Annotated in this window: 16 protein-coding genes; 3 read left to right on the forward strand and 13 right to left on the reverse strand. The window is 43.1% G+C overall.

The window, feature by feature from the left end:
- Positions 1–119: 119 nt before the first annotated feature.
- From DW930_RS05345 to DW930_RS05355, 3 genes are all read right to left on the reverse strand, one after another.
- A complete protein-coding gene (locus DW930_RS05345) occupies positions 120–689 on the reverse strand; it encodes an isochorismatase family cysteine hydrolase (RefSeq protein ID WP_023024215.1) in 570 nt (189 codons plus the stop codon).
- Positions 689–1,477: a GTP-sensing pleiotropic transcriptional regulator CodY gene (gene codY, locus DW930_RS05350; protein WP_023024217.1), complete on the reverse strand. Its 789-nt coding sequence runs from the start codon at positions 1,475–1,477 to the stop codon at positions 689–691. Before codY ends, DW930_RS05345 begins: the two co-directional genes overlap by 1 nt.
- Positions 1,478–1,814: 337 nt before the next feature.
- Positions 1,815–3,029 (reverse strand): pyridoxal phosphate-dependent aminotransferase, encoded by a 1,215-nt coding sequence (locus tag DW930_RS05355; protein ID WP_123159513.1) that lies wholly within the window; start codon positions 3,027–3,029, stop codon positions 1,815–1,817.
- A gap of 213 nt (positions 3,030–3,242) precedes the next feature.
- Here DW930_RS05355 and DW930_RS05360 point away from each other — a divergent pair, with 213 nt between their 5' ends.
- Positions 3,243–3,695, forward strand: a complete 453-nt coding sequence (locus DW930_RS05360) for a universal stress protein (protein ID WP_123159514.1) — start codon at positions 3,243–3,245, stop codon at positions 3,693–3,695.
- A gap of 169 nt (positions 3,696–3,864) precedes the next feature.
- Here DW930_RS05360 and DW930_RS05365 read toward each other — a convergent pair whose 3' ends face one another.
- The gene (locus DW930_RS05365) at positions 3,865–5,292 is read right to left on the reverse strand and encodes a Cof-type HAD-IIB family hydrolase (protein ID WP_123159515.1); all 1,428 of its coding nucleotides are present in this window, start codon (positions 5,290–5,292) and stop codon (positions 3,865–3,867) included.
- Positions 5,293–5,356: 64 nt separating this feature from the next.
- Between DW930_RS05365 and DW930_RS05370 the strand changes: the two genes are divergently transcribed.
- Entirely contained in the window at positions 5,357–6,319 is a 963-nt protein-coding gene (locus DW930_RS05370) for an asparaginase (protein WP_123159516.1), read from the forward strand.
- 356 nt (positions 6,320–6,675) lie between these two features.
- Here the strand turns inward: DW930_RS05370 and recG are convergent, their stop codons facing one another.
- The 6 genes from recG to manA all read right to left on the reverse strand — a co-directional run bounded on the left by recG (position 6,676) and on the right by manA (position 15,075).
- Positions 6,676–8,691: an ATP-dependent DNA helicase RecG gene (gene recG, locus DW930_RS05380; protein WP_123159517.1), complete on the reverse strand. Its 2,016-nt coding sequence runs from the start codon at positions 8,689–8,691 to the stop codon at positions 6,676–6,678.
- A gap of 97 nt (positions 8,692–8,788) precedes the next feature.
- Positions 8,789–9,916: an alanine racemase gene (alr, locus tag DW930_RS05385; RefSeq protein WP_123159518.1), complete on the reverse strand. Its 1,128-nt coding sequence runs from the start codon at positions 9,914–9,916 to the stop codon at positions 8,789–8,791.
- Entirely contained in the window at positions 9,906–10,268 is a 363-nt protein-coding gene (gene acpS, locus DW930_RS05390) for a holo-ACP synthase (protein ID WP_023024231.1), read from the reverse strand. Before acpS ends, alr begins: the two co-directional genes overlap by 11 nt.
- 83 nt (positions 10,269–10,351) lie before the next feature.
- Positions 10,352–11,383 carry a 3-deoxy-7-phosphoheptulonate synthase gene (locus DW930_RS05395; RefSeq protein ID WP_023024233.1) on the reverse strand — a complete coding sequence of 344 codons (1,032 nt, stop codon included), beginning with the start codon at positions 11,381–11,383 and terminating at the stop codon, positions 10,352–10,354.
- A gap of 20 nt (positions 11,384–11,403) precedes the next feature.
- Positions 11,404–13,923, reverse strand: a complete 2,520-nt coding sequence (gene secA / locus DW930_RS05400; protein ID WP_023024235.1) for a preprotein translocase subunit SecA — start codon at positions 13,921–13,923, stop codon at positions 11,404–11,406.
- Positions 13,924–14,130: 207 nt separating this feature from the next.
- Positions 14,131–15,075 (reverse strand): mannose-6-phosphate isomerase, class I, encoded by a 945-nt coding sequence (gene manA, locus DW930_RS05405; protein WP_123159519.1) that lies wholly within the window; start codon positions 15,073–15,075, stop codon positions 14,131–14,133.
- A 143-nt stretch (positions 15,076–15,218) separates the two neighbouring features.
- Here manA and queG point away from each other — a divergent pair, with 143 nt between their 5' ends.
- A complete protein-coding gene (gene queG / locus DW930_RS05410) occupies positions 15,219–16,358 on the forward strand; it encodes a tRNA epoxyqueuosine(34) reductase QueG (protein WP_123159520.1) in 1,140 nt (379 codons plus the stop codon).
- Positions 16,359–16,570: 212 nt separating this feature from the next.
- On the opposite strand, the gene DW930_RS05420 is transcribed toward queG, so the two are convergent.
- The 3 genes from DW930_RS05420 to scrK all read right to left on the reverse strand — a co-directional run bounded on the left by DW930_RS05420 (position 16,571) and on the right by scrK (position 18,543).
- The gene (locus tag DW930_RS05420) at positions 16,571–17,086 is read right to left on the reverse strand and encodes a phosphatase PAP2 family protein (protein ID WP_123159521.1); all 516 of its coding nucleotides are present in this window, start codon (positions 17,084–17,086) and stop codon (positions 16,571–16,573) included.
- 44 nt (positions 17,087–17,130) lie between these two features.
- The gene (locus DW930_RS05425) at positions 17,131–17,541 is read right to left on the reverse strand and encodes a peptide deformylase (protein ID WP_123159522.1); all 411 of its coding nucleotides are present in this window, start codon (positions 17,539–17,541) and stop codon (positions 17,131–17,133) included.
- Between the two features lie 108 nt (positions 17,542–17,649).
- Complete coding sequence (gene scrK / locus DW930_RS05430) at positions 17,650–18,543, reverse strand: fructokinase ScrK (RefSeq protein ID WP_117744633.1); 894 nt, start codon at positions 18,541–18,543, stop codon at positions 17,650–17,652.
- Positions 18,544–18,694: the final 151 nt, after the last annotated feature.

The following is an 18,694-nucleotide window of genomic DNA, read 5'->3' on the forward strand; positions in this document are numbered from 1 at the left end:
AATGATGATTTTTCAATACCCTCTATTTTACCATATTTTTAGTATTTATGCGGTAGTTTGGCAAGAAAATAGAGTCCGAGGAAGGCTAGCCATTAGGCCTCTCTCCTCGAACTCTCTTCTTAACATTCTTCTAATTGTTCATTCACAAGTTTTGCTCCCAAAACATGTTTGAAATGATTTAAAGCAAACTGGTGGTTTTCAGGAGTAAGCGACGCTACTGCCGGTTCTACCACTTCAATCTGATAGCCAAGATTGTAGGCATCAACCGCTGTATGGAGGACACAAATATCTGTTAAGACTCCCGTCAAAACAACAGTATCGACGCCACGTTCTCGAAGACGGATATCCAAGTCAGTTCCCGAAAAAGCAGAATAATGACGCTTGTCCATCCAAAAGACGCGTGGATCAGCTTGATGTTGCTGATAAAAATCAGCTAAGGGGCCGTACAAGTCCCGCCCACTGGTCCCAATGATATTATGGGGTGGGAAAAGCTTGCTCTCTGGATGAAAGGGATCATTCCCTTCATGAGCATCAATAGCAAAAAAGACATAGGCACCTTGATCAAAGGCCCACTGGGTCACCTGGGCAATGCTCTCAGAAATGGCTTGTGCAGGAGCTCCTGCAGTAAGCTTACCTTCATCCGCTACAAAATCAAAGGTGTAGTCAATCGAAATTAACGCTTTAGTCATTAGTAGTCTCTTTTCTTAATTTCTTCAAAAATATCTGGGATCAACACTTTGAGGTAGGTTCCCTTCATCCCAAGCGAACGACTTTCAATAATTCCTGCTGACTCCAGCTTCCGCAACGCATTGACAATCACAGAGCGCGTAATACCAATCCGATCCGCAATCACAGAAGCCGTCAACTGTCCTTCATTTCCTTTCAATTCACCAAGGATAGCAGAAACTGCCCGCAATTCTGAATAGGACAAGGTGTTCACAGCCATATTGACTGCAGTACGGCGACGAATATTTTTCTCGTCTTCCTCTCGTTGGAAGTTCAACATTTGAATCCCAACTACTGTACTAGCAATCTCAACCAAGATCAAATCATCGTCATCAAACTCTTTATCATTGCGCCAGATAATCAAAGATCCCAAGCGAATCCCAGATACATGAATAGGAGCAATGGTCGTCAAGCCATCAGGAAATTCAGACTTGGTCTCTACTGGAAAGATACTTAAATCGTGGTCCACATCTAAATTTGCCTCTGTATCATAGACTAAACTAGCTGCTTTAGCATAATCTTCTGGTAATTTTTTATTGTCAAAAAAAGCCTCAACCCGGTCATTATTAGTCTTGTAACGCATGAAATAACCAAGGAGAGTCCCCTTGCTATTAATAATACAAGCATTACAATGAATGATATCAGCCAGTTGACGGGCAATTGCATTGTAAGGCATTTCGTCTTGCAACTGTTCTTCAGAACGCTTCAAGATAGATGTAATTTTTCTCGTTTTTTCTAATAATTTAGCCATAATAAACCTCGCATATAGTCAGCTAAAGTATATCATATAAGCGAGGGAATTTCAATCAAATTATCTGAAAATTATTTATTTTTTCTACAATTCTATTCAATTCAGAATAATTATCCTTATGTAACAAAATATTCGCTTCACTCAGTCAAAAAAGAGGCTGGGACAAAAATCCCAGCCTCTCAATTGTCTTTGGATTGTCGAGCAAGACGCAGTAGTTGAGTGGGCTCTATTACACTGATTTCATCAGCTTTTACAGCCCTACTCAACTGTGCGGAGGTGGGACGAAGAAATCGAATTCTAACGAATTAACGATTTCTGTCCCACTCTCTCTATCTGCTTATCGTTTGTATTGTTTTAAGAAACGAGTCATCTTCTCTTGAATTTGAGCCAATTCTTCTACTCGAGGAAGGTAAACAATCCGGAAATGATCCGGCTCTTTCCAGTTGAATCCACGTCCGTGAACCAAGAGAACCTTTTCTTGTTTTAAGAAATTCAAGACAAACTGCTCATCATCATCTACTCGGTACATTTCTCGATCAATCTTAGGGAAGATATAGAGACCGGCTTTTGGTTTGACAGCTGAGAGTCCTGGAATATCATTGATGGCCTTATAGATAAAGTTCCGTTGTTCGTAGATTCGACCACCTGGAAGCAAGAGTTCGTCCACTGACTGGTAGCCTCCCAAAGAAGTCTGAACCACTTGTTGAGCCAAGACGTTTGAACACAGGCGCATATTAGAGAGCATGTTCAAACCTTCGATATAGCCTTTCACATGGTGTTTGGGTCCAGATAAAACCATCCAGCCCACACGGAAGCCCGCGATGCGGTGTGATTTGGACAAACCGTTCATGCTGACACAGAACAAATCTGGAGCCAGGCTGGCAATGGCTGTATGTTTAGCACCATCCATGACCAAGCGATCATAGATTTCATCCGCAAAGATAATCAAGCCATGTTGGCGCGCAATCTCGACGATTTCCAACAACACCTCATCTGGATAGAGAGCCCCGGTCGGGTTATTGGGATTGATCACGACGATAGCCTTGGTGTTTGAAGTGATTTTTGACTTGATATCTTCAATATCAGGATACCACTCAGCCTCTTCATCACAGACATAGTGCACTGCATTACCACCTGCTAGGCTGACCGCTGCTGTCCATAGAGGATAGTCTGGCATCGGTACAAGTACTTCATCGCCATTATCCAACAAGCCTTGCATAGACATCACGATTAGCTCACTGACACCATTTCCAATATAAATGTCATCAATCTCAACATTCGGAATCTTTTTCAATTGGCTATACTGCATAATTGCCTTACGGGCAGAAAAAATTCCTTTTGAATCTGAATACCCTTCACTATCCCGAGCATTCATAATCAAATCATGAATGACTTCATCGGGAGCCGTGAAACCAAATTCAGCCGGATTTCCTGTATTTAAGCGAAGGATCTTCTCCCCGTTTGCCCGCATGCGCATCGCTTCTTCTAATACTGGACCACGAATATCGTAAGCAACGTGCTCTAGCTTGACGGACTTATTGTATTCTTTCATGATTTTTTCCTCACTTTATCAAACTGCTTCCATTATACCACTAGTTAATCTTGAGTACAACTGAGCAACCTCTTTCATTCTAGATGAAATCCTATAGATAGCTTATTTGACCTTTACTTTCTATGCTAAAAAGTTTAAAATATAATTATAGGTAACATAAATGGGCTCATCCATTTCATTTTCACGTTTTCAAGCACTAAAGGAGGACGGAACATGTCTCAAAAATACGAAAACATTATGGTTGCAGTTGATGGATCTCGCGAAGCTGAACTCGCTTTTGAGAAAGGTGTGAATGTAGCCTTGCGAAACGGTTCAAAACTTACCCTTGCTCATGTCGTTGATACACGTGCCTTACAAAGTGTCTCTAGTTTTGATGCCGAAATGTATGAAGGATTCCAAACAGAGGCTAATGAACTATTAGAAGGTTATATCAAACGTGCAAAAGAAGCCGGTGTCCAAAATATTGCTTCAGTGGTCGAAATGGGAAATCCAAAAGTCCTCTTAGCGACTGATATCCCTGAAGCAGAGGAAGTTGATCTCATCATGGTTGGGGCGACTGGTCTAAATGCTTTTGAACGTTTACTAGTCGGCTCTTCTTCTGAATACATCCTCCGCCATGCCAAAGTTGATTTGTTAGTGGTGCGTGAGACCGAAAAGACCTTATAAACTTTATAAAAAACAAAGAGGCTGGGACAAAAGTCCTAGCCTCTCAATTGTCTTTGGATTGTCGAGCAAGACGCAGTGGTTGAGTGGGCTCTACTACGCTGATTTCATCAGCTTTTACAGCCCTACTCAACTGTGCGGAGGTGGGACGACGAAATCGAATTCTAACGAATTACCGATTTCTGTCCCACTCTCTTTTATTTTCTTCAGATTCTACTGTCTTTTCAGAGCAATGTTTTTGATAAGCTTTGATTTGCCGTTCCAGCTCTTTTTGAATAGCTGGTTCAGGTGCATACTTTTCTTCCCAGTCGTCTGGTTTTAAAATTTTATGCGTGACTTCATCAAAGTGAGCCTGACCATCTGGGAAAATTTTCCCCATATTGGCGCGGTGAACAATCTCAAAGACCTCTTCAGGATCGACCCCCATTAGAACGAAACTACCATAAGTCAGATACAGCGTATCAATCAAGGCATCGACCTGCCCTACCATGGAGATCTCGGCGGGATGCTTGCTGCGAACCTTATTCGCTGCCTCATCTAGAGCTTGATGCAATTTTTCAATTGAACGATCGAAGATTGCTTCATCCTTACTAGCTGCCCGAATAAATTCAACCAATTCTTCCTGCTTAAACATGGTTCGGTAAAGAGCCTCTTGATTGTCCCAGGCCTTTGGTTCTTCCTGAGTTTGACCATCCATGAGTTGATGGAAGGCTTTGACCTTATTAAAGTGGTCGTCGCGACTGACAAAAAGAGTCTGATCCGTAATAATTCCAAAATGTTCCAGCGCTTTTTGAATTCCGTCCTTGGTATTACTAGTCGTTGTGTGCTGAGCCACTTCTTTGACCTTGCTGGTCCCATTCCCCATCGCAATTGACAGACCGACACCCGAAAGCATCTCTATGTCATTATCAGAATCTCCAAAGGCCATAACTTGGTCCATCGAGAAGCCAAATGCTTCTCCTACAATCCGAATCCCCTCCATTTTTGAGTTATCAGGGTTGATGACATCTGCCGCAAAGGGACTAGAACGAGTGAATTTTAATTCAGGAAAAGCTTGCTCAACTTTTTGGGTGTCCTTGGGACTAGCTAATAAGAGAACCTGATAAACCGGTCCTTGAGCAATTTGTAGCAGTTGCTTTTGATCCTGAGGAACAGCCTTGCTGACTACCTTATTGAAGCCCTGACTAACTGCCTTCGAAAAACCTTTCGGTACAAAACGTGCAGACCATTGAGAAATCGGACTCAGGCCAAAACTCATAATGCGAGAGCCTTCGACTCCATCTTCTGTTCCTAAGGCGATTTCGATGCGATGTTTCTTTGCATATTCAATTAAGAGACGAAGATTCTTCTTATCAATCGGAGAGGCAGATAAAATCTTGTCCTTGGTAAAAATATACTGACCATTATAGGTGACTGCGAAATCAAAGTCATAACGCTCGATAAAAGGACGGACAAAGAACGGTCCTCGCCCTGTCGCCAAACCAACAAAAATCCCTTGTTCCTTTAAGGCGCGAATGGCTTTTTCAGTTGACTTTAAAACCATTCGACTATCATTGACCAAGGTTCCGTCAATGTCAAAAAAGACCGCTTTTATTTCCATGATGACTGCTTTCTTTCCGTTTTATGATACAATAAATTATAACACACATTTCAAGGAGACACACATGATTAAGAAAATTTTGGCCCTTCATACAGGAGGGACCATCTCCATGCAGGCTGATGCCACAGGAGCTGTCGTGACCAATTCAGCCAACCCCATGAACCATATTGATTTGTCACTAGCTGGGATTGAGCTCACTTCAGAAGATTTTTTAAATTTACCAAGCCCTCATGTAACTCCTCAGCACATGTTGCAACTCTATCATAAGATTCAGAAAGAGGCTTACCAGTATGATGGTATTGTCATCACCCATGGTACCGATACTCTCGAAGAAACAGCCTACTTCTTAGATACCATGGACTTGCCAACTATTTCTGTAGTCCTGACAGGAGCCATGAGAAGCTCCAATGAATTAGGAAGCGACGGCGTCTATAACTATCTGACCGCCATCCGAGTAGCAGCAGATCCCAAATCACAAGACAAGGGTGTCTTGGTCGTGATGAATGATGAAGTCCATGCAGCCAAGTACGTGACCAAAACACATACCACCAATGTCAGCACCTTCCAGACTCCCACACATGGCCCTCTAGGCTTGGTCATGAAAAAAGAAGTTCTTTTCTTCAAAACAGCTGAACCCCGTGTGCGTTTTGATTTGCAAGAAATCAAGGGAGTTGTCCCCATCATTTCAGCCTATGCTGGCATGAAAACAGAACTCCTTGACCTACTAGATGTCCAACAAATGGATGGTTTGATCATTGAAGCCTTTGGAGCTGGAAATCTTCCTAAGGAAGTAGCTGAGAAACTCTTTGAATTTCAAGAGGCTGACCTTCCTATTGCCTTGGTTTCCCGTTGCTTCAATGGAATTGCGGAACCTGTCTATGCTTACGATGGGGGCGGAGTCAAACTTCACGAGCACGGCATCTTCTTTGTCAAAGAGCTCAATGCAGCTAAGGCCCGGTTAAAACTCTTGATTGCCATCAATGCTGGCTTAAAAGATGAAGAATTAAGAGACTATATGGAAGGGTAAAATAAGGATAGAAGGCGTGATGGTTAATCCATCCGCCTTTTGAAGTTAAAAATAGCTTTGATGGACTGAGATAATGACGGACAAAATGAATTTTAACATGGTTCGCATAGCTAGGACCTCTTTTCTGTTTTTTAGAATTATAGGTCCACAAACTTAAAATAAGATAAAAGAGGCTGGGACAAAAGTCCCAGCCTCTCAATTGTCTTTGGATTGTCAAGCAAGATGCAGTGGTTGAGTGGGCTCTACTACGCTGATTTCATCAGCTTTTACAGCTCTACTCAACTGTGCGGAGGTGGGACGACGAAATCGAATTCTAACGAATGACCGATTTCTGTCTCACTCTCTTTTATCACTTCTTAATCCAGGTGTTCTTTCTGTTCCAAATGTAGAGACAGACAGTGCCAGTCTGGGTGTTCCCGCCAATTAGGAGTTGTCACCACCTGAACAGCTACCTTTCGCGCTTCCTCTAAGATTGGATAATCTTCAATGAGGTTGGCCACTTGAAATTCTGGTATGCCTGATTGACGCGTTCCAAAGATTTCCCCAGAGCCCCTTAGCTTGAGATCTTCTTCTGCCAAGACAAACCCATTGGTTGTTTCAGTCATGATTTTCATCCGACGCTTGCCAGATTCTGTTTTGGGATTGGCAACTAAGACCGCGTAAGACTGCTTATCACCACGTCCTACCCGGCCTCTCAGCTGGTGCAATTGACTCAAGCCAAAGCGGTCTGCATCTATGATAATCATGACGGTGGCATTGGGAACATTGACCCCGACTTCGATAACGGTTGTCGAAACTAGCAAGTCAATTTCTCCCTGCTTGAAGGCCTGCATAATGGCCTCTTTTTCTTCCCCCTTCATCTTACCATGGAGGAGGGCAATACGGGCACGATCTCCGAAGTAGGCAATCAATTCTTCCTCTAAGGCAATAGCATTTTTGAGGTCCAGGGCTTCAGATTCTTCAATCAAGGGAGAAATAACATAGGCTTGGGAACCTTTTTGAATTTCTTTAACCAACCAATCCAAAACCAAGTTTAACTGTTGGTGCTTGACCCATCGGGTGATGATTTCTTTTCGACCAGCTGGCATTTGGTCGATAATCGAAACATCCATATCTCCAAAAGCAGTGATCGCTAGCGTCCGAGGGATTGGGGTCGCTGTCATCATCAAGACATCAGGATTTTGGCCCTTTTCACGCAGGATCCGTCTTTGGGCCACACCAAAGCGGTGCTGCTCATCAATAATGACCAAGCCTAAATCATGGAAATGGACTCCCTCCTGAATCAAGGCATGGGTCCCCACAATAAGGTCCACTTCCCCTGCTTCAATCGAAGCCAATCGCTCTCGTCTCTCCGCAGCTTTTAAACTTCCTGTCAAAAGAAGGATTCTAAGATTAGGAAAAAGAGAAGTCAAACTTTGTAAATGTTGCTCGGCCAAAATTTCTGTCGGTACCATCAAGGCCGCTTGCTTGCCAGCCGTCACAGCAGCATACATGGCTAGTCCAGCTACGACGGTTTTTCCACTTCCAACATCCCCTTGCAAGAGACGATTCATATGGTAAGGAGAACGCATATCTGTAAGAATTTCCTTCAGACTTCTCTCCTGGGCCTCTGTCAAAGCAAAGGGAAGACTGGCTTGAAGAGCTCTTAGCTTCGTCTCATCCCAGTCTAGCACGATTCCCTGTCCGACGGAACGATTTTCTTCCTTCAAGACCTGCAGTTGCAATTGGAAAAAGAGCAGTTCTTCAAATTTCACTCGTCTCAGGGCCTGCTTGTATTCATTAAGATCCTTGGGAAAATGCATAGCCCTGACCGCTTGTCTGCGAGAAAGCAACTGGTACTTGTCCATTAGGACTTGGGGTAAATTTTCTTCTAATAGTTGGTCCAAGCCTGCTTCAAAAGCTGTTTTGATAACCTTCACTAGAGCAGACTGACTCACCCCTTGAGCCAAGCGGTAGACCGGTTGAAGGTCATCTTCGACTTGCGCGAGTAGCTTCATCCCTGTCAAGGCTCCCTTGGCCTTGTCCCATTTACCAAAGACAGCCACCGTTTGCCCCAGTTCAATCTTGTCCGCTAGATAGGGCTGGTTAAAGAAACTAACTGCTAACACCAGCTCCCCTTGTTTAATGGTGAAGCGAAGACGGTTGCGTTTGTAGCCATAATATTGAACATTGGCTGGAGTTGCGACAAGTCCAGAAACGACCGCTTTTTCTCCATCTTCCAAGTCTAAAACATTTTTTGATTTAAAATCTTCATATCGAAATGGAAAGTAGAGCAAGAGATCTTCAACCGTTTCGATACCCAATTTTTTGTATTTCTCTGCTGATTTTGGTCCAATTCCTGGTAAGACAGAGAGTGGTTGGTGTAAGTTCATTCATTCCTCCTAGATAAGAAAGGAGGCTGGGACCTCCGTCATCAACCTCTTTCATCTCGTACTTTTCATGAAAGGAAGCTAGGAAAACTTAAACAGCTTACTTCCCACTGACTTCCTTTGTTGGACGATAAACTCTTGGTACGCGATCGCTCAAGACACAAACCACCTCATAGTTGATCGTGCCTCTATAGACTGCTACATCCGTTGCCGTGATAGCTAGATCACCATCTGTTCCAATCAATACCACCTTGGTCCCAATCGGATAGCCCTTGGGTAGGCGAATGGTGATTTGGTCCATGGATACGCGACCGACAATTGGACAGAATTGACCATCAATAAGGACATGAAAACCTTGCATATCTCTAGTCCAGCCATCTGCATAGCCAATCGGAATCGTCCCAATCCACTCTTCCTCAGTAGTCTGATAGGTCGCTCCATAGCCAACTGTCTGCCCCACCTCTAGTGGCTTGACATGCACCAATTCTGTTTCCAAACTTAAAGCAGGACGGATATTGTAAGGTAGTTCTAACTCTCTTCCACTTGGATTGAGGCCATACATGACATCGCCCAGTCGGACAGCATTAAAAATGGTATCAGCATGCCATAAAGTCGTTGCTGAATTGCTGGCGTGAACGATTTCTGGAGTATAGGGCAAAAGCTCCAACAGGGTCTTAAATCGTTGCAATTGTCCTTGGAAATGACGGTCATCTTTCTCGTCAGCTGTTGCAAAATGGGTAAAGATCCCTTCCACTTCTGCCCCATGGTTTCTTAATAAGATCATAGCCTCTTGCAAGTCTTCTGCTGAACGGAAACCAATTCGTCCCATTCCTGAATCCACTTTAATATGAAGCTTCAAACCAGTCAAATCAGACTTTTTAGCTAATAAAGATTTCAACCACTCGAGACTAGCCACTGTATAACGAATTCCTTCTTTGATGGCAATCTCTATGAAATCTATTGGAGCAACTCCCAAAATTAAAATCGGCTTTTCGCCAGCTACTTGGCGAACTTCTATGGCTTCGTCTAGGTTGGATACACAAAAAACATCTACCATTGGCAATAAGCGTTCTACCACTGGCTGAACCCCATGACCGTATGCATTGGCCTTGACAACCGCAAAGGTCAAGGTCTCTTTCGGAATATGGGCCTGTATTTGTTGAACATTATAGGCAATAGCCTCTACATCCACATATGCTCGCGTTGGTCTATGTATACTAGCTTTCATTTCTTTCCTCCAAAATGACACTGGTCGAAACTAAATCGCCTGAGTGACTAATCGAAACCCATATCTTTCCACTAAAAGGGGCTTTAGAAAAATAGGGAGCTCCTTTTTGATTGGTTAGAATTTCCAGATCCTGAAATCCTACTGGACCAATTCCTGTTCCCCAAGCCTTGGAAAAGGCTTCTTTTGCAGACCATCGTCCGGCCAGGTATTCCATTTTCCGTTTCCCGGATAATTGATCGAACCGTTCTCGTTCTGTCTCTGTCAATACCTTGGAAGCAAATCTGGGATGTCTCTGGTAGGCCTCTTCAATGGATTGGATCGATTCGATATCTATCCCATGTCCAACAATCATATCTATTCCTCTTTGATAATTCTCTATCCGCAACTCCATTTAAGAAGGAAAGGGCTGAGAATGTTTTCTCTAGCCCTCTCCTCTTATTCAGCTACATACTGATATATTTCTCGTACTAAGCTTTCTGTCTTTTCCCAACCCAAGCATGGGTCTGTGATTGATTGACCAAATACTTCTGGTTGATCTTGACGACCGTCCTCCAGATAAGATTCAATCATAAATCCACGAACCACATCATGGATAATTGGATTCCAGCTTCGATTACTAAGGGTCTCTCTGACAATGCGAATCTGTTCAGCAAATTTTTTCCCAGAATTATCATGATTGGTATCAACCAAGATAAATGGATGTTGCAATCCCAAGGCTTGGTAACGATGAGCAGCTTCTAGCAAATCTTCATAGTGGTAGTTTGGAATGTTTTTCCCATTCGCGTCTAAAGCTCCACGCAGAATAGCGTGTCCGAATGGATTTCCATTTGTTTCCACAGAACGACCATTATAGAAGAAATGATGCCCATGCTGTGCAGCATAAATCGCATTAAACATGACAGACAGATTTCCAGATGTCGGATTTTTCAATCCCGTTGGGACTGAGATCCCACTTGCCACAAAGCGGTGGCCTTGATCTTCTACAGAACGGGCCCCAATAGCAACATAGGAAAGTAAATCTTCAACAAATGGGTAGGTCTCAGGATACAAAAGTTCGTCTGCTGTAGTCAATCCGGTTTCGGTAATCACTCGATGATGCAGGCGACGAACTGCCTTTAAACCAGCTACAAAACTTGGTTCTGAAGCAGTATCCGGCTGATGCATCAAACCTTTATAGCCATCTCCATTGGTCCGAGGCTTGGCAGTATAGACCCGCATCACAATGAAGACCCGATCTTTGACTTCTTCTTGAAGGGCTGCAAGGCGGCAAGCATACTCCATCACTGCTTCCTCATTATCTGATGAACATGGTCCCATCACAAGCAAGATACGCTTGTCTTCTCCCTTTAAAATAGAGGCTAGTTCACGGTCACGCGCTTCTTTGCGAGCCAATTGTTCACCCTCTAAGCGATAAAGAGAAGTCACCGCTGTTTCATCAATGATTGGGCTAGTAGCTGTAAAAGACATAGGCAGATCCTTTCATACGATTAGAGTTTTTTACCGTGGCAGTTTTTAAATTTCTTACCAGATCCACATGGACAAATGTCGTTACGTTTGATTTGGCTCAAATCAAGATCTTCTGGTAAATCAGTTTTTTGAGCAGCAATATTACGAGTCGCTGTCGTTGAAATACTATGTTCTGTACGTGGGCGCTCTTGTTCGTGAATTTGAGCTTTCATCATGAGACGAGTCACATCAAACTCAATAGAACCAATCATATCGTTGAACATACGGAATCCTTCAGATTGGTATTCAACCACTGGATTATTTTGCGCATAGCCACGGAGACCGACAGCATTACGCAATTGGTCTAAGGCATCGATGTGATCTGTCCATTTACTATCCACAACACGAAGGATCAAGACTTTTTGGAATTCTCTAACTGCTTCTTCATCGCGTAATTTCGCTACTTGGTTTTCATAAACCTCTTCAGCTCGTTGGAACAAGTAATCAATCACATCTTTATCCGATTTGCCTTCAATATCGCTCTCTGAAATGGTATCTTCAGGGACCAAATTGTATTTGGCAAAGTTCAAGATAGCTTCCGTACGTTCTTCCTTGCTTGAGTGGCTTGCCCCTTCAACGATCCGTTTAATGGTTCGTTTGATCATGGCCTTGATTTCTGGAGCCAAATCACGATCCGCTGTAATCACATCATAGCGTTGAGAGTAGATAATCTCGCGTTGCTCCCGCATGACGTCATCATACTGAAGGACTTGCTTACGAGTGTCATAGTTGTTCCCTTCCACTCGTTTTTGGGCTGCTTCAACTTGACGTGTAAACATGTTGGATCGGATGACAGATTCTTCTTCGCTTAGTTTGAAGCGGTCTAGCAAGGCTTTGATGCGCTCTGAACCGAAACGACGCATCAACTCATCTTCAAGAGAAAGGTAGAATTGAGATTCACCCGGGTCCCCTTGACGTCCGGAACGTCCACGCAACTGGTTATCAATACGACGGCTTTCATGACGCTCTGTACCAATGACACATAGTCCGCCCAATTCACGAACCCCTTCACCGAGCTTGATATCGGTACCACGTCCGGCCATGTTGGTCGCGATGGTAACGGCACCACGTTGACCCGCATTCATGATGATTTGAGCTTCTTTGTAGTGGTTTTTCGCATTCAAAACTTCGTGGGGAACTCCTGCTTCGACCAAGAGACGAGATAAATAGTCACTGGTTTCAACGGCAACGGTACCCACCAAGACTGGTTGCCCTTTTTCGTAACGTGCTTTTACATCTTCTACTACAGCCTTAAACTTCGATTTCAAGCTTGGGTAAAGAAGATCTGGATGGTCAATACGAGCAATCGGACGGTTTGTTGGAATTGGAATGACGCGAATGTTGTAAATTTCACGGAATTCTTCTTCTTCTGTCTTACCAGTACCTGTCATCCCTGAAAGTTTTTTGTACATCCGGAAGAGGTTTTGGTAAGTAATAGAAGCTGATGTTTTGGTTTCTTCTTGGACTGGTACACCTTCTTTAGCCTCAATCGCTTGGTGCAAGCCGTCTGAATAACGACGTCCTTCCATGGTCCGACCTGTAAATTGGTCGACGATCAAGATTTCTTGATCCTCACTGACCACATAGTCGATGTCCAAAATCATGATATAGTTGGCACGGAGGGCATTGTCAATGTAATGCGTTAAAGCAACATTTTCGATGTCATACAAGTTTTCAAGCTTAAAGTAGCTTTCAGCCTTATCAATCCCAGAATCTGACAAACCAATCGTTTTTGAAGGAACATCAATGATATAGTCTTCTTCTTCCAAAGATTTCACAAAGGCATCCGCCATGTGATAGAGTTGGCTAGTTTCTGTAGAAGTCTGACCTGAAACAATCAATGGAGTACGGGCTTCATCAATCAAGATCGAGTCTACCTCATCGACCAAGGCATAGTTCAAAGGACGTTGTACCATATTTTCGGCACGAACAACCATGTTATCACGCAAGTAGTCGAAACCGATTTCCGCATTGGTTGAATAGGTGATATCACAAGCATAAGCTTCTTGTTTTTCAGAAGGTGATTTTGCAGCCAGGTTGATCCCAACTGACAAACCAAGCCATGAGTACAATTCACCCATCTCTGTCGCATCACGTTCTGTCAGGTATTCATTGACCGTAACAACGTGAACCCCTTTACCAGATAGGGCATTCAAATACACCGGCATGGTCGCAGTCAAGGTTTTCCCTTCCCCTGTACGCATTTCTGGAACGTCACCATGGTGAAGAACAATCCCCCCCATGACCTGTACTTTATAAGGGAACAAGCCCAAGACACGCTTAGCACCTTCACGAACTACTGCGAAAGCTTCATAGAGGAGATCATCCAATGATTCACCATCTTGGTAGCGTTGTTTGAACTCTTCTGTTTTCGCCTTCAGTTCATCATCTGACAAGGCAGCCATTTGATCTTCATAGGAGAAGACCTTGTCTGCCATCTTTTCCAATCGTCTTAATTCACCTTTATCATTTTCGATAATTGTTTTTAATAAATTAGCCATTAGTATCCTTACTTTTCAAATTTCTTAAATTTTAAACGTTCTTTTTATTATAGCACACTGTAGCTTATCCATCAAGAAATTCCATTGATTAGAAGATGGTTTCCCCCTCTTTTTTCCCTTATCCATTTCACCTTTTGCTCATCTATTAGAAAAATCCTTAAAACAACAAAAGGTTAAGTACTTGACGACTCAACCTTCTATCTACGTTTATGGATGACTGACAATTAATTCCATCTCTTCTCCTGATAAGGTCCAATTCTGGATATCACTCGTTAAGATAAAATGTTCTCCTTTTCCAATCGGATAATCTACCCTATCTACCTGAAGACTTCCTTGCCCTGAGAGAACGCTCACCAAACTATAATCATGGGTCTTTTCAAATCGAACTTCCCCATTGATGACCCATTTGTGAACACCAAAGAAGTCATTGGCCACTAACAAAGTCGATGACAAGTGGTCAACTTTTTCCTCAACTGGTCGGCTATTTGCCGGAGCACCTAAGTTCAGTACATCAATAGACTGTTCAATGTGCAATTCACGTAAATTCCCTTGATCATCTTTGCGATCAAAGTCGTAAACTCGATACGTCGTGTCGCTTGATTGCTGGGTTTCCAAAATCAAGATACCCGAACCGATGGCATGCATGGTTCCACTTGGAACATAGAAGAAATCTCCCGCTTTCACAGGAACCCGTGCTAAAAGATCATCCCATTCTTTGGCTTCGATCATTCGACGTAATTCTTCCTTGGACTGGGCGTGGTGACCATAGATAATCTCCGCCCCTTCATCCGCAGCAATAATATACCAGCATTCGGTTTTCCCAAGTTCTCCTTCATGCTCCATTCCATAGGCATCATCTGGATGAACCTGAACACTGAGCCAGTCATTGGCATCCAGAATCTTTGTCAATAAAGGAAAGACCGGTTCTGTTCGATCTCCAAATAATTCACGATGCTCTGCATAAAGTTGATCCAAGCCTATTCCAGCATAAGGCCCATTTTTAACAACTGAAACACCATGGGGATGGGCCGAAATAGCCCAGTATTCACCAACATGATCGCTCGGGATTTCATAGCCAAACTCATCTCGTAATCTAGTTCCACCCCAAATTTTTTCCTGCATGACGGATTGTAAAAATAACGGTTGTGACATACCTGCCTCCATATATCCTTGTATTCAATACCTTATTATACAAAATTTCATTCGTTTTTGAAAGCTCTACCAATCCCTTCATCCCCTTTTTAATTTTTTGCACGTTTTTCGCATTTTTACCGGCTTTTCGCTATAATAGGTATATGAATCTCAAAGAATCCATTATCGAATTGGCTCACTCCATCGGTATTTCAAAAATCGGTTTTACCACCGCAGATGATTTTTCCTATTTAGAAAAATCCCTCCGCCTAGCTGTAGAGGAAGGCCGAAATTCAGGGTTTGAGCACAAAAATATCGAAGAACGAATCCAGCCACGCTTAAGTTTAGCTTCTGCTAAAACGATTATTTCCATTGCCGTTGCATATCCTCACAAGTTAAAACAACAACCTCAGAAGACAGCCTATAAACGCGGAAAATTCACTCCCAACAGTTGGGGCATAGACTACCACTATGTCCTACAGGATAAGTTGGACCGCCTGGCTAAAGGGATTGAAGAATTGACGGCTAACTTCGAATACAAGGGCATGGTGGATACCGGAGCCTTGGTGGATACTGCCGTTGCTCAACGGGCTGGCATTGGATTTATCGGTAAGAACGGCCTCGTCATCTCAAAAGAATACGGTTCTTATATGTTTCTAGGAGAGCTCATCACCAACCTAGAAATTGAACCCGATCAAGCAGTCGACTATGGTTGTGGAGATTGTAACCGCTGTGTAGAAGCCTGCCCGACATCTTGCTTAATTGGAGATGGCACCATGAATGCCCGACGTTGTCTATCCTTTCAGACCCAAGACAAGGGCATGATGGATATGGAATTTCGTAAAAAGATTAAAACGGTCATCTACGGTTGTGATATCTGTCAAATCTGTTGTCCCTATAATCGTGGTCTGGATAACCCACTAGCCACTGACATTGACCCTGAACTAGCTCACCCAGAATTAATCCCCTTTATCGAGCTATCCAATGGTCAATTCAAAGAAAAATTCGGAATGGTCGCTGGTAGTTGGCGGGGGAAAAATATCCTTCAGCGCAATGCCATTATTGCATTGGCCAATGCTAATGACCGGTCTGCCATTCCTAAACTTCTAGAAATTATCGAAACCTCGCAAAACCAGATTCATATTGCAACAGCCATTTGGTCACTGGGGGAGCTGATTCGAGAAGTCACACCTGACTTGGTCGATTTATTAACTTCCCTCAAAAATCCAAGTCCTGCTATTATAGAAGAACGCGAACGGTTTTTCCAAAAATTTCATGTAGATGAAATAGAGATACAAAAATAGAGAGTGGGACAGAAATCGGTCATTCGTTAGAATTCGATTTCGTCGTCCCACCTCCGCACAGTTGAGTAGGTCTGTAAAAGCTGATGCAATCAGCCTAGTAGAGCCCACTCAACCACTGCGTCTTGCTCGACAATCCAAAGACAATTGAGAGGCTAGGACTTTTGTCCCAGCCTCTTTTATCGTTCACATCATCCTTCTTTCTGACCTTGTTTTTAAAAAAGCCCCAAGAGATAAAACCAAAAGAACCCCCAAAGAATAGCAGATAAAAAACCAACCACAACATCACGAACAAAATGGAGTCCAGCTAGAACACGAACCCCCGCCAATAGAAGAGCCAAGAACAGACCAAGGACCGATAGAAGAGGATGCACTCCCCAGGCTACTGTAGAAATGATCGCCGCAGAAAAGACGTGCCGACTTGGCATAGAACTCCCCTTCCCCTCTCGATTCAGTAACGGAGGGAAAGTCCCCAGCTCATAGGGACGCGGCCAATTCATTCGTTTTCGAATGACACTCAATATGATAAAACCAGTTGCTGGTACCAACAGATAGGCAAGCACGATCCAAGCCTTGCTAGCCTTTAGATAGGCTGCCCAAAGAACATAGAAATAAAGGAGAGGCATCAACAAGGTGACGAGCCGATTGGTCCACTTTAATAAAGAAAGATAATAGGGATGGGTCACAAAAAATGGTCTAACCCGTTCATAGAACAAACATTCTTTTTTCATAAGGATTCTCTCTTCAATCAGTCATTTAACAAGCAACAGTTCAGCTAGATCAAAATCCCTTCCAGGTGATCGAGCTCATGCTGGCAAATCTGGGCCGCAAAACCTTCTAAGCTTATGAGCTGAGGTTTCCAATTGGTATCACGGTAGGAGACTTGAATCTTTTCAAAGCGACTTGTCTTTCGACTTCCTGGCAAAGAAAGACAGCCTTCTTCTGTCTCATAAATCCCTTCTTTCTTAACTAGAACAGGATTAAAGAGAACCAAGGGCATCAAACCTAGTTGGATGATGATGACTCGCTTACGTACACCAATCATATTAGCAGCCATGCCAACACAGGCTTCCTGGTTAGCTCGTAGGGTATCTTGTAAATCTTGCGCCAAATACAAATCCTCTTTTGTCGCTTCTTCAGACACTTGACTCAAAAAGAAGGGATCCTTCATAATGGCTTTTTCCATCATTTCTCCTCTCTTGCTAAAAAAGAGAAGGTCATTCATCCATCTTCCCGACGAAGAACTCCCTCCCCCTAGCATTTTGATGCTTTATGTTATTTCAACCTTAACTTATTAGTCTTTTTTGCTGACTTGTTTTGCTAAGACAAAGTTACCCAAGGTCGCTGAACCATTTCCTGCTACTGCTGGTGTTACGATATAGTCACGAACATCTGGCACTGGTAAATAGCCGTTCAATAAGACGGTGAATTTTTCACGAACGCGATCCAACATGTGTTGTTGTGCCATCACTCCTCCACCAAATACAATCACATCTGGGCGGAAGGTTACAGTTGCATTGACAGCAGCTTGGGCAATATAGTAGGCTTGGATATCCCATACAGAGCTATTCAGTTCAATATTTTCCCCACGAATACCGGTACGAGCTTCCAAGCTTGGGCCAGCCGCAAGACCTTCTAAACAGCCTCTGTGGAATGGACACACACCATTAAATTCTTTTTCAACATCCATCGGGTGTTTGGCAACATAATAATGGCCCATCTCAGGATGTCCCACTCCACCAATGAATTCACCACGCTGGATGACACCTGCACCAATCCCTGTACCAATTGTGTAGTAAACTAAGTTCTCAATACGACCACCCGCATTATTACGAGCCACGACCTCACCATAAGCTGAGCTATTCACATCAGTGGTGAAGTAAATCGGTACATTCAAGGATCGACGGAAAGCTCCCACCACATCTACATTTGCCCAATGTGGTTTGGGAGTTGTTGTAATAAAACCATAGGTCTTTGAATTCTTATCAATATCAATCGGTCCAAATGAACCAATGGCTAAACCAGCAAGACTTTCAAATTTAGAGAAAAACTCAATACATTTATCAAGGGTTTCAATTGGGGTTGTTGTCGGAAACTGTGTCTTTTCAATGACGTTATTATTTTCGTCACCTACAGCACAAACAAACTTTGTTCCACCAGCTTCAAGACTTCCATATAATTTAGTCATATCAAACCTCTTTTTCAATTCTCTTTTTTTCTATTATATCACAAAGGGAAACGGTTCACTTCTATTCCTTATAGAAAAAACTACTCTTATTTATGTTTAAACATTAGGTGAGCGACTTTTTTATTCCAAGCCTCACCTCCAAACAAAATTC

The sequence above is a fragment of the Streptococcus sp. AM43-2AT genome (genome assembly GCF_003603405.1).
GTDB lineage: Bacteria > Bacillota > Bacilli > Lactobacillales > Streptococcaceae > Streptococcus > Streptococcus ilei.